At 38.0% G+C, this 12922-nt stretch carries 12 protein-coding genes and 1 other annotated feature; all 12 genes read right to left on the reverse strand.

Annotation, left to right across the window (positions count from 1 at the left end; translation table 11 throughout):
• Positions 1-14 precede the first annotated feature (14 nt).
• Positions 15-533: a shikimate kinase gene (locus BN358_RS18010; protein ID WP_019229908.1), complete on the reverse strand. Its 519-nt coding sequence runs from the start codon at positions 531-533 to the stop codon at positions 15-17.
• On the reverse strand, positions 530-1645 hold the full coding sequence (gene aroC / locus BN358_RS18015) for a chorismate synthase (protein WP_019229909.1): 1116 nt from the start codon (positions 1643-1645) through the stop codon (positions 530-532). Before aroC ends, BN358_RS18010 begins: the two co-directional genes overlap by 4 nt.
• A complete protein-coding gene (aroA, locus tag BN358_RS18020; RefSeq protein ID WP_019229910.1) occupies positions 1623-2876 on the reverse strand; it encodes a 3-phosphoshikimate 1-carboxyvinyltransferase in 1254 nt (417 codons plus the stop codon). The genes aroC and aroA overlap by 23 nt, the downstream gene beginning before the upstream one ends.
• A gap of 11 nt (positions 2877-2887) precedes the next feature.
• On the reverse strand, positions 2888-3949 hold the full coding sequence (gene aroB / locus BN358_RS18025; protein WP_019229911.1) for a 3-dehydroquinate synthase: 1062 nt from the start codon (positions 3947-3949) through the stop codon (positions 2888-2890).
• Positions 3936-4802 carry a prephenate dehydrogenase gene (locus BN358_RS18030; RefSeq protein WP_019229912.1) on the reverse strand — a complete coding sequence of 289 codons (867 nt, stop codon included), beginning with the start codon at positions 4800-4802 and terminating at the stop codon, positions 3936-3938. The genes aroB and BN358_RS18030 overlap by 14 nt, the downstream gene beginning before the upstream one ends.
• Positions 4803-4811: 9 nt before the next feature.
• On the reverse strand, positions 4812-5825 hold the full coding sequence (gene aroF, locus BN358_RS18035) for a 3-deoxy-7-phosphoheptulonate synthase (protein ID WP_019229913.1): 1014 nt from the start codon (positions 5823-5825) through the stop codon (positions 4812-4814).
• A gap of 332 nt (positions 5826-6157) precedes the next feature.
• Positions 6158-7204, reverse strand: a complete 1047-nt coding sequence (locus tag BN358_RS18040) for a prephenate dehydratase domain-containing protein (protein WP_019229915.1) — start codon at positions 7202-7204, stop codon at positions 6158-6160.
• Positions 7205-7211: 7 nt separating this feature from the next.
• Positions 7212-8225, reverse strand: coding sequence for a 3-deoxy-7-phosphoheptulonate synthase (gene aroF, locus BN358_RS18045; protein ID WP_019229916.1), 1014 nt, complete (start codon positions 8223-8225; stop codon positions 7212-7214).
• Positions 8226-8284: 59 nt separating this feature from the next.
• Positions 8285-8520 (reverse strand) — a binding site (T-box leader).
• Positions 8521-8710: 190 nt separating this feature from the next.
• Entirely contained in the window at positions 8711-9040 is a 330-nt protein-coding gene (locus BN358_RS18050) for a glutaredoxin (protein WP_083851656.1), read from the reverse strand.
• A 70-nt stretch (positions 9041-9110) separates the two neighbouring features.
• Positions 9111-10289, reverse strand: coding sequence for a DUF438 domain-containing protein (locus BN358_RS18055; protein WP_019229918.1), 1179 nt, complete (start codon positions 10287-10289; stop codon positions 9111-9113).
• A 147-nt stretch (positions 10290-10436) separates the two neighbouring features.
• A complete protein-coding gene (locus tag BN358_RS18060; RefSeq protein ID WP_019229919.1) occupies positions 10437-11579 on the reverse strand; it encodes a glycerate kinase in 1143 nt (380 codons plus the stop codon).
• Positions 11580-11591: 12 nt separating this feature from the next.
• Positions 11592-12869 (reverse strand): nickel-dependent lactate racemase, encoded by a 1278-nt coding sequence (gene larA, locus BN358_RS18065; protein ID WP_019229920.1) that lies wholly within the window; start codon positions 12867-12869, stop codon positions 11592-11594.
• Between the last annotated feature and the right edge of the window lie 53 nt (positions 12870-12922).

Below are 12922 nucleotides of genomic sequence, written 5' to 3' on the forward strand. Positions count from 1 at the left end.
TAAAAAAGGCATCTTCAGCAGATACCTTTTTTACCTTTGTCATGCTTTTCAGCACTGCTTATGATTTTATTAACTGCTTCCTGAATATATCCGTCATTTAAAATTTCTATATCGCAGTATGACTTATACAATTTTATTCTTTCATCATACAAATCATATACTTTTTTTATTCCGTCTTTTAGAAGGGGGCGTGTGCTCATGTCTATGTCAGATACTATGTCTTCCACACATCTGTTTATGAACACAATGGTGGAGCTTTGTTTAAGGAAGTCAATATTTTCTTTCCTTTTAATTATTCCTCCGCCTGCAGATATGATGCAATTATCCATTTTGCTCAGCTCTTCGGCGCATCTTGTTTCTGCATCCCTGAAACATTCCTCGCTTATAGCAAAAAGCTCCTTGATTGTTTTATGTTCCATTTTTTCAACATGTTCATCCATATCTATAAACTTCATACAAAGCTTTTGGGAAAGCATGAGTCCAACCGTGCTTTTGCCGCTTCCGGGCATTCCAATCAATACAATGTTTTTCATATGTCACCTTTAGTTTTGTTGAAAAAAAGTTCACCTTCCCGTTCCATGATTAAATCAAGAACAACAAGTGCAGCAGCTGCATCGATTACAGGAATCGCTCTTTGCACAATGCAGGGGTCGTGACGTCCGCTTATTTGCAGTGTTGTGTTTTCCATAGTTGAAACATTTATTGTTTCCTGCAGCTTAGAAATTGACGGTGTAGGCTTTATAGCCGTCCTGAAAACAACCGGCATTCCGTTTGTAATGCCCCCAAGGATTCCTCCATTGTTGTTGCTTTTTAAAAACACGTTTCCATCCTGTGTATAGTATGGGTCGTTTGACTCCGAGCCCCTCATGTTTGTTATGTTGAAACCCTGTCCGAACTCAATTCCCTTTACTGCAGGTATGGAAAAAATCATGTGTGAAATTTTGCTCTCCACAGAATCAAAGAATGGCTCACCGTATCCTGCAGGAATGTTGAGTATGATTGTTTCTGCAACTCCCCCAACAGAATCACCCTCTTCTTTAGCCTTCAATATCTCCTGCTGCATGAGTTTTTTTGCTTGCTCATCTATGACAGGAAAATTCATGTTCTTCATATTCAAAATAGTCTCAGGATTTTCTTCAAAAATACTATTATCATCAATGTTATATATTTTTTTAATTCTTGTTCCTATTAAAATTCCCTTATAACTTTCAAGAACCTGCATGGCAAGTGCACCTGCGAACAAAAGAGGAGCTGTAATTCTTCCCGAAAAGTGTCCTCCTCCTCGATAGTCATTGAAGCCTGAATATTTCACATGTCCCGTATAGTCCGCATGTCCCGGGCGCATGGCAGACTTAAGATATGAATAGTCTTTTGACCTTGTATCCTCATTTAATATAATTGCGCAAAGGGGGCTTCCTGTAGTCTTTCCTTCAAACAAGCCGCTTACAATATTTGGCTTGTCGCTTTCTTTCCTAGCTGTTGAAAAACTGTCTTTTCCCGGCGCACGCCTCTCCATTTGATTTTCTATGAAATTAGTGTCTATTTCAAGTCCGGAAGGCAGGCCGTCTATTACAACACCTATGGCACTGCCGTGAGATTCACCGAATATGCTTAATTTTAATTTATTGCCTATCATTGAACTCATTTATTTCGCCTCCCAGCATCTTATAATCTTCCCAGAAGTTAGGGTATGACTTGTTGACTGCCATGCAGTCCTTAAGTATTATGTCTTCACGGCACCTTGTTGCAGCCACTGCAAGAGACATTGCTATGCGGTGGTCATTCCAGCTGTCAACAACTGCCCCTCCGTCTAAATCATTTTTTCCCTTAATAATAAGTCCGTCTTTTCGTTCCTCTATTATTGCCCCAAGCTTTCCAAGCTCTGTTGAAATAGCCTTCAGGCGGTCAGATTCCTTTATTCTTAATCTTTCTGCATTGATAATATTTGTAGTTACTCCATCCTTAAGGGATGCCAGTACTGTAAGAATTGGCACTAAATCAGGTATTTGAGATGCATCTATTGTAACTTCTTCACTCCCACTGTCATATTTTCTGACAATATCTACAATTTCCTTGTCTCCCTGCAGTGAGTCCAGGTTTAATCCAAGGCAATCCACATTGTTTCCTATTTCTCGTGCAACTATAAAGAACGCAGCCTGTGAATAATCTCCTTCAACTCTGTAATGGGCATTCTTATATGTAGATTCCTTCTTTATTTTTAGCTCCCTGTAGTCTTGGTTCTCTACAGAAATGCCAAATTTTTCAAGCATGTTTATGGTAAGGTCCACATAGCCTCGAGATTCTAATTTATCCTTTATCATTATTGATGATTCTTTTTCAAGAAGAGGAAGTGCAAACAACAACCCTGAAATAAACTGAGAGCTTACCCCTCCTGTCATTTCATAAGTTCCTCCCTTGAGATTTCCTTTTGCTTTTAAAGGCAGCTGCCCATCACTGGCTTCATAATCTATGCTGTCTCTTTTGAATATTTCGTAAAACACGTCAAGAGGCCTCTTGGACAAATTTCCGGAACCGGTAAATGTGCATTTATCTGCAAGCATCAGTCCCACAGGTATGAGAAACCTGAGGGTTGATCCCGACTCCCTGCAGTTTATGAAAGCTTCTGAAACATTTCCTTTGCTTCCTCTTATGCAAAGAGTACTGTAAGGACCATCCCCTGAAACTTCAATTTCAGCTCCAAGCTGTATCATGCCGTCCATGGTTGCCTTGATATCTTCTGACAAAATAACATTTTCAACTATGCTTTCTCCAGAGCTTAAGCCTGCGCAAATTACTGCTCTGTGGCTCATGCTCTTTGACGGTGGAGCATATATTTTTCCATTTAATTTTGCTGGCTTAATTTTAATTACAGACATATATTTCTCCATTAAATAAATTTGCTTGTTTCTTCTTCAGGTATTGTGTGAATAAATGCATTTCCAATGTCTTTTAAAAGTATGAGGTTCAATTTTCCTGATATGTTCTTTTTATCAACCAAAATATTCTTAATTATTTCTTCTCTGTCCAAATGAGGGATTATGTATTCTATACCGTAATTTTCAAGTACACCCTTAATTTTATCCGATGTTCCTTTTTCAGTGATACCCATTTCCTCACTTTTTTTAGTTATCCAGTACATTCCAACAGAAACAGCTTCACCATGAGAATATTTTTCATAGTTGAAATATTTTTCAATGGCATGGCCTATGGTGTGACCAAAATTCAAAAGCATTCTGATGCCCTTGTCTTTTTCATCCATTTCAACCGTTTCTTTTTTTATGCTTAAACATCTGAAAATAATGTCTTCAATATTATCTAAAAGTTCAAAATGGCCTTTTATGTCAAGAAGCATACTGAACAATTCTTTGTCTCTTATGCATCCATACTTTATGGCTTCTCCAAGACCATCCTTCACAAACTTCTCAGGAAGACTGTTCAGCACTTCCGGGTCCACAAGCACAAGTTTCGGATGATAAAAGCTTCCTATTAAGTTTTTTCCTTCATCAAGGTTTACTGCAACCTTGCCTCCTATGCTTGAATCTATTTGTGCAAGAAGTGATGTGGGAATTTGTACAAAATCTATACCTCTCAAATATGTTGAAGCTGCAAATCCGGCCAAATCTCCAACAACTCCGCCTCCAAGGGCAACTATCAAATCTCCTCTTGTAATTCCCATGCTCACAAGATTTGAATACACATGTTTCAAAGTATCAACTGTCTTACTTTGTTCCCCTGGCTTTATAACTATGAATGTTGGAGTAAAATTTTCTGCAGCCAGGGATTTTTCAAGTATTACACCATATAAGCCGAACACATTTTCATCTGTTACAACAGCAATTTTAATGTTGCTGTAAACTTTTCTAATTTCACGTCCTGCATTTTTTATAATTCCTTTTTCTATAATAATATTGCTTGTAATACTTCCTAAATTCATATTAAGCTTTTTCATAGTTCATCTCTTTTCTCAGCATGCTGCTGTTTTTAAAAACCGACTTCAAGGAATCAATGTCATCGTTGTCAATCATTTTGGAAATATTATTTATATCATCAATTACAGCTTCAAGTTCTGCAACTATATTTTGTTTATTTTCATGAAGGAGTTCAGTCCACAACTCACAGTTTATGTCTGCAACTCTTGTAATATCCCTGAAGCTCCCGCCATGTAAGTCTTTGCTAAGTTCAAAACTCTTGCTGTTCATCATGATGCATGCCAGTATGTGTGGAAGCTGGCTTGTGTATGCAACTATCCTGTCATGTTCTCTTGGTGACATTTCAATTATTCTCTTAAATCCTATTGTAAATAGAATTTCTTTTAAAAGCAATACCAATTCTTTATTGCTTTTCTCATCAGGCGTTATGATGTAATTTGTGCCTTGAAATATGCTGCCGTCTGAATATTTGTAGCCCATGCTTTCCTTGCCGGACATTGGATGACCTCCTATGAATTCGCAGTCACTCCTTAGAACATCTCTTGCTCCCTGTACAATCTTTTCTTTTATCCCGGATGTATCTGTTATCAAAGCTCCGTGTTTGAAATTATCCCTGTTTTTTTTCATGAACTCAAGAACTGCATTAGGGTACGTACACAAAATTACTATGTCAGAATCTTTCAGTGGAATTCTATCATCCTCAAATAAATCATCAATTATTCCCGACTCATGGGCCTCCTTCAGTACACCCCTGTCAAGGTCCAAGGCCCATATGTTTTTAACACTTAAATTTTCCCTTATAGATTTGGCCATGGAACCTCCTATGAGTCCCAACCCTACAATTGTAATATTAAAATCACATGTTATATCCATAGTGCACCTCTAGATTTCTCTGTCTTCTACCTGGGCAAGTATCTTAAGTTTTCCCATTAGGCGGTCAAATTTTTCAGGCTTTATTGACTGAGCACCGTCACACAAAGCATTTTCCGGATCGTTGTGTACCTCAATTATCAGCCCGTCTGCCCCTGCAACAACTGCTGCTTTTGCCATTGGTTCAACCATCCACCATAATCCTGCCGCATGGCTGGGATCTATTATTACAGGCAGGTGGCTGAGCTTTTTAATGGCAGGTATGGCACTTAAATCCAAAGTGTTTCTTGTGTATTTTTCAAATGTCCTTATTCCTCTCTCGCACAATATTACATTTTCATTTCCACCGGCCATGATGTATTCAGCAGACATGAGAAGTTCTTCAATTGTAGCAGACAACCCTCTTTTTAAGAGAATCGGCTTGTTTGTTTTACCAAGCTGCCTCAAAAGGTCGAAATTCTGCATGTTTCTTGCTCCAACCTGAATAACATCCACTTGTTCAACAAATTCATCCAGAAATTCCGTAGACATTATTTCCGTCACAATTGGGAGCCCTGTTTTTTCCCTTGCAAATTTTAAAAGCTCAAGCCCTTCTCTTTTCAGTCCCTGGAATGCATAAGGGGATGTTCTTGGCTTAAATGCTCCTCCTCTTAAAAATCCTGCCCCAGAACTTTTTACAGAGTTAGCAATGGATAAAATTTGCTCTTCACTTTCAACCGAGCAAGGTCCTGCAATTATTGCCAGCTTTTTACCCCCAATTGATCTGTCATTTACGTCAACCACAGTGTTGTCTGGGTGAAAAAGCCTGTTTGCTTTTTTGTAAGGTTCCTGCACAAGAATAACCTTGTCGACTATGCTTATTGTCTGGAAAGTTCCGGATTCTATGTCGCTTGTATCCCCTACAACCCCAAGAATATGATGATTAAGGCCCATTGATTCGTACACTTCACACCCGAATTGATGAATTTTTTTCTTTACATCTTCAATTTCTTTTTCGCTTGCTTGATTGTTGATTACTAATATCATGTTGCCCTCCTGGATTTTAATAAAATAAAAAAGAGTCCCCAAGGACTCTTCCTGATTTCCAAATATTATAATTATAGATTAAGCATAATCATAAGATAAGAATTTAAGTTTTGATCCTTTATAAATAAATCTATGCAGTTTTTTTGTACAAAAATAATAGTAATAATAATTACTAAAATAATAGTTATACAATTTAGCCGCCATAAACTTATTTACAACTTTCATTCTAATCCTCCTGATTTCATTTAAATTATATGTATTGTATCACATAAAATCTGGATGTCAACAAATTATTTTAAAAATTGAAGTTAGCAGCATAAATCATTATTATTTTAAGCCTTGAAACTTCCAAGTATTTTCATGTATGGAAGTTCCGTCTTAAGCTGGCTAAGCATTGACTTTATTTTGTTGTCACATAAATTGCCCTCAAAATCCACATAGAACATGTATTCCCATGTGCTTATGCGATTGGGCCTTGAGTTGATGTATGACAAATTGCAGCCATAATAAGCAAAAGTTGATAACACTTCACTTAAGGAGCCTGTTTCATGAAGAACATTGAAAACTATGCTCACTTTATTGTGATTATCTTCAACCAGCAGTTTTTTTGAAACTGCTGCAAAACGGGTGTAATTCTTTTTTTGATCATTGATTTGTTTTTCAATTATTTTTAACCCGTAGAGCTTTGCAGCTTCTTCAGAACATATACAGGCAGTGCTTTTCTTGTTAAGTTCAGCTGTTTTCTGAGCCGCAATGGCTGTGTTAATTTCATCCTTTCCTATAAATTTGTGTTTTGCGATATATTCGCTGCACTGAGCCAATGCCTGAGGATGGGAATAAACTTCCCTTATGTCTTCAGGATTGGTATCAATACAGCAAGCAAGGCAGTGATCAACTTTCTTCTCATATGTGTGGTTAATAAACAAGTCATACTTTAAAAGGAGGTCATAAACATCATTTATGTAACCTGCAGTTGAATTCTCTATGGGTACAATTCCAATGTCTGCTGTTCCTTCATACACTGATTTAAACACATCTTCAAATGTGAGTCTGTTAATTAATTTAGCCTCACTGAACAGCGATTTTGCAGCACTTTCGGAATATGAGCACTCAAGTCCCTGGTAACATACAACTTCAACCTCTTTTTTTTCCCTGCATCCGAAATCGAGCTTTTCAAGAACAGGATTCAATTTGTATTTGTATCTCATATCCATGGATTTTTGCATATTGAGAAAATACTTATATTCCATGTCATAATCTCCGGTTCTTTCTTTGTCTGCCAGTATTATTTCTTCCAGAACAGCCATGCGTTTTTCGAACAAATCCTTCATTGCTGCATCATAATCATTTAATTTTCCTATCAAATAATCATAGTCCATAAATCACCTACATTGTCCTTCCAACTGTATTTGCAATCATTTTTAACTTTCTCATTGTTTCCTTGAACTCACCGTAAGTCAACGACTGTGCACCGTCACAAAGAGCGTTGGCAGGATCATTGTGAACCTCAATAATAAGTCCGTCAGCACCTGCAGCAACTGCTGCCATAGACAGGGGTTCAACCATCCAGTTCATGCCTGCAGCATGGCTTGGATCCACAATTACCGGCAGATGGCTGAGTTTCTTAAGAGCAGGTATGGCACTTATGTCAAGAGTGTTCCTTGTGTATGTTTCAAAGGACCTTATTCCTCTTTCACACAAAATAACATCTTCGTTTCCTTCGCTCATGATGTATTCAGCAGACATGAGAAGCTCTTCCAGTGTATTTGAAAATCCTCTTTTCAAAAGAACGGGTTTGTTTGTTTTTCCGACTTCTTTAAGCAGCTCGAAGTTCTGCATGTTGCGGGCACCGATTTGAAAAATATCAACAGAGTCCAGGAACATCTCTATGTGGGCTGCATTGGTTATTTCAGAAACTATTGGCATCCCTGTTTCATCCTTCGCAAGATTTAACAGCTCCAGCCCATCAGCCTTAAGACCCTGGAAAGAATATGGCGAAGTTCTCGGCTTCCACGCTCCTCCCCTTAAAATTGAAGCTCCTTCATCATTGACATTTCTGGCAATGTCTATTATCTGCTCCCTGCTTTCCACAGAACAAGGTCCTGCCATAACGACAACATTTGGACCTCCTATTTCCATGTTGCCAACTTTAATTACGGTGTTCTCAGGATGGAGTTTTTTGTTTGCTTTTTTATATGGCTCCTGCACCTTGATGATTTTTTCAACATTCTTGTTCAGGTATATGGAGTTTATGTCAAGGACAGTAGTGTCCCCCACAAGTCCCAGCACCGTTGTGCTCTGGCCAACTATTGAATTGACCTGTATGCCGTATTTGTCAAGCATCTCTCTTATTTTTAATATTTCTTCTTCCTTTGTTCCGTTTTTAAGTACAAGTATCATAATTGCCTCCGATAATATAATTTTTTATAAATAAAAAAACCTTCCGAATCCTATAATTAAATAGGGACGAAAGGTTATAATTCCGCGGTACCACCCAAATTCAGCATGTGCTGCACTTTTTCGAATACAATAATATTCTATCCCTGTAACGTGGGAATACGTCCTGGACTACTTAATTCATCCAGTCAGCTCAAGAGGGAACTTCAAAATGATTTCTCTAATACCCGCTTTCAGTCTACGACGGGTACTCCCTGTTAGATTCGTCAGATTTACTTTCATCTGTCACAGCCGTTATATATTTTTTACATGATATAATCAAAAACAATTATTGTCAACATCTTTTTTATGTTTTTTGCAACAACAATCTTTACGCACTAATTTGCACCAAACACCTTACGTTTGGAAACATAATAGATTGCCATCATTTCTAATTAAAAAACTCCGTCTGCCATGTATTTAGTGTTCAAAATAAAGACAACCAGTTGTTATTCAATTTGATTCTTGCAGTTCGGACACTTTAAGACTGCTTTTCCCTTATCTGTTGGAACACGCATCTTTGTACCGCATACAGAACATGCTTTGACCCTGTGGTCTACAAGGTCTAATATCTTTTGCTGGTCAAGTCCTACAACAACGTCATCTCCGATTAAAAATGTCGGAACTCCGGTCACTTTTCTTCTCATCATTTCCTTGCGTGCTTCCGGATCTGCACCTATATCCCTTTCCACATAGTGGATATTATTTTCTGAAAGGAACTCCTTTGCCATAGTGCAGTAAGGTCATGTCTTTGATGTAAACAATGTAACATTTTTCATAAAATCCCTTCTTTCATAATATAATTCTATCACAACATATTAATTTTTAAGTGACATTGTCACAAGATATTTATTTTTCCCAGGTCAGAAGCCTTCTTTCACCGTCAATATTTTTGATGTCCGTAATGTCCTGGCTCACTTCAAGAACTCCCTTATATTTGCCTGCAGCATCCCTCAGAGCAAAATACTGAATCAAAATCAGTCTTCCCTTAATATTAATCCAAAACTTTGCTGAATCCTCTTTTCCTTCCCTGAAGCTCTGTATTATTTCTTCAACAATGTGGACGCTTTGGGGAGGATGGCAGTTGTTAACGCTTCGTCCTATAACTGCGGGGGAACGTGGAAAAATCCTGTCCTTTGAGTTACTAAAGTATCTGACTTTGTTGAATTCATCCACAAATGTCAGGTCAACAGGCAAGGCGTTAAATACCATCAATATTTCTTCAAAGTTCATTTCACCTGTTTCAGTTCTGAAAACACCTGCAGCAGACATTTCGTGAGATGGTGATTCCATAAAAGTTTCCTTGTCCTTATTTATGAACGGAAAATCATATTCTAAACTTTGTCTGTGCATTTCATACCAGTCTTTTTCGCTTAATACTTCACAGGCAGCAGGAATCAATATAAGCTCTTCTTTTTTCTTCACTCCGAGAATTCCAAAAAACAATCTTGCTATCGAAATGTTTATCTGCTGTTCATTGGAGCTTTCATCCTTTGTGGTTTGAATTGCTGTTTTTAATTGTTCTCTCACTTCATCGTGAAGAGCCCACATTACAGAAAGTCCTTCAAACCTTGGTGCTGCTTTTTCCATGTAAGGAAACAGTATGTTTTCTTTTTTGATATAATGAGCATTGAAACTTTCAAGTTCCAAAAGTTTTTCAAGTATTTTTTCTTTTTTTACTTTTAAGTCAGGTTCTTTTAACAAAATCTTTATTTCATCTGTTTTTTCAACCAATGCTTTGTTTTCCTTGACCATGTCATCAATATAGTTGTCATTTTGTGGTTTTTCCCACTTATAGTCTGACAAACTCTTGAAAAATGCATTTATTGCCTTGTCAAGATAAATCAAAATATCATGAGGCTCAGCTCCTTCATCAAGAATACTCTTAAAAACTTCAAAAGCTTCCTGAGGAGTTATTTTTTCAATGAATTCTTTGTGTCTTAGATACAACTCCTGACCGTCGGCCCTGGCCCCCAGCCCTTTTACATATTCCTTTAAATTTTCTTTTCTTTCATCAAAATTATTCATGCGTCACCCCTATGTGTTTTCATCGTAGTTATTACCTATATAATATACCCATCATTCAGAAGACAAAACGTTAATTTTATATTAATAAAAGCCTGTTCTGATAGTGCTGAACAGGCTTTTTATTGGAAACAATTTTAGTTGCAGGAATTATTTATTTTTATTTACACTTTTCATTAGCCTTAAAATGTTATCCATGGTTGCTTCCATATTTTCCTTACTTTTTGTGCGGCTCACAGCAAAGTCTTCAGGAAGTCTGTTTATTGTGAATATAGATGTTACTCCCATTTCATAGGCATCGTCAATTCCGCAGTCCGCCCCCCCGACTATTACGGTAACAGGAACATTTTTCTTCTTTGCTCTTTTGGCAACCCCTATTACAACCTTGCCTCTCAAGCTTTGAGTGTCAATTTTACCCTCGCCGGTAAAAATCATGTCGGCATCTTGAATTACCTGGTCAAAGTTTACAGTATCAAGCACCGTTTCAATGCCCATCTGAAGCTTAGAATCAAAAAATGCAATCATTCCGGCACCCATTGCTCCTGCTGCGCCTCCTCCTGGAACGTCCTCCAAATCAATGCCTATGTCACTTTTAATAACATGGCATAAATTTCTAAGACCATTGTCAAGTTCAACAACAGTGTCTTTGTCGGCTCCCTTCTGAGGCCCGAATATATATGCTGCTCCTTTTGTTCCAAACATAGGATTGTCAATATCACACATTGTTACAATTTCAATGTCAGCAATAAGGCCAGAGCGCTTGGACAAGTCTATTTTTGCAATATCCTTCAATGTTCCTCCCACAGGTATAAACTCTTCTCCCTGTTTGTTGAAGAATTTTACGCCTACAGCTGCAGCAGCTCCGCATCCCCCGTCATTTGTGCTCGAACCACCAAGACCAACAATGATTTTCTTACAGCCTTTTTGTGCTGCAGCCATAATAAGCTGTCCAACACCATAGGTTGTTGTTTTTTTAGGGTCTTTTCTGTCTTCCACTAATGGAAGACCGGCACAGCTTGCCATTTCTATGACTGCAGTTTCTCCACCATTGATTGTACCGTAAAAAGACTCCATGTCTTCAAAATACGGATTCTTCACAATCTTTGTTATTTTTTCTCCTCCAACGGCTGAAAGAAAGCAGTCAACACTGCCTTCTCCTCCATCTGCCACAGGAATGGACACAACCTGACAATCAGCAAAATGCTTTTTCACATTTTGGGCCATAATGCTGCATATGTCTTCAGAACTTAATGTGCCTTTAAAAGAATCGGGAATCAAAATTACCTTTTTCATAAAATCATCACCTTATTCTATTACCATTACAGAAACTCCGTCAGGAATAACTGTAACCGTTGCTTTAGAGTTGCCAAGTATCTCTTCAGCTTTTTTCAATGCCTCTTCAACACTTTTTGCCGGTATCATGTGAAAGTCCATGACAGTCTGATCGTCTGAATCCGAAACATAAATTACCCTGGCTTTTTGAAGAACACGAATGAAAACCTGTGACTGCCACTGGTCTGCTTCTGTTTTGTTTCTGTCTCTTGACATAAACAAATCAAGAGTTTTCTTAATGTCTGCCTCATCCCTGAATGTATTGTAAAATACATCTCCGCCATGGCCATCATTTGATTTTGCAAGCATGATTATTATACCGTCCTGCTTGACAGTCACTTCTGCAGCTGTCATACCCTTTACTGCCTGGTAAATGTTCTGGTCAAGAGGATAGCCTCCATTTGTGGAAATTGCAATATCAGCAGGAACCGCCTTAACTCTGCAGAGCTTTGAAAGAAACTCGCATCCCTTGGCATGAGCTTTTTCCATATCTCCTGCAACTGCATATATAACTTCCTTTTCTGCATTTATAACAACATTTACAATATAAGCTAAATTTGCTTTTCTTGAAGCCCACATCATATCCTTGTGGATTGGGTTTCCTTCAAGAATACCGGTTCTTGATTTAGGATCAGCAATAAATTCTGAGCAGTGGTTAGCAAGCACCGTCTGGCGGCTTGCTATTCCAGGAAGCACACTTTTTCTTCCCCCTGAATAGCCTGCAAAGAAGTGTGGTTCAATGAATCCCTCTGCAACAAGCAAGTCTGCTTCATGGGCAAGCTTGTTGATAATGAGCTCGCCTCCTGAGGGAAGGATTCCTAATTTTACAAGCATGCTGTCATCATCGCAGTCATGAATGTAAATTTTTTCGTTATTTACAATTTCCTCACCAAACTTTTGAACAAGTTCATTTTTTGTTGTTTCCCTGTGGCAGCCTGTTGCAATAAGAATTGTAATATCCGCTTCAGGATTTCCCTTTCTTATTTCTTCAAGCATGAGAGGCATGATTATTTTGCTTGGTACAGGTCTTGTGTGATCACTGGCAATAATCACGATTTTTTCTTTTCCTTTTGCCAGGTCGCAAAGTTTTTCTGAGCCTATGGGATTATCCATTGCGTTTTTTACCAGTTCTGTCTGGCCCATTTCCGGTTTATAGTGATGCAGTTCGCTTACAAGCACTGCATTTAATCTTTCTTCCTGAATTTCCAATGAAACGTGTTCTTTGCCATACGGCAATTTTATAATAGTCATAATAACCTCCTTGATTAAAACATATCTTAATGATTGATAAACATAATCTGCAA

The sequence above is a fragment of the Sedimentibacter sp. B4 genome, assembly GCF_000309315.1.
Lineage (GTDB): Bacteria > Bacillota > Clostridia > Tissierellales > Sedimentibacteraceae > Sedimentibacter > Sedimentibacter saalensis.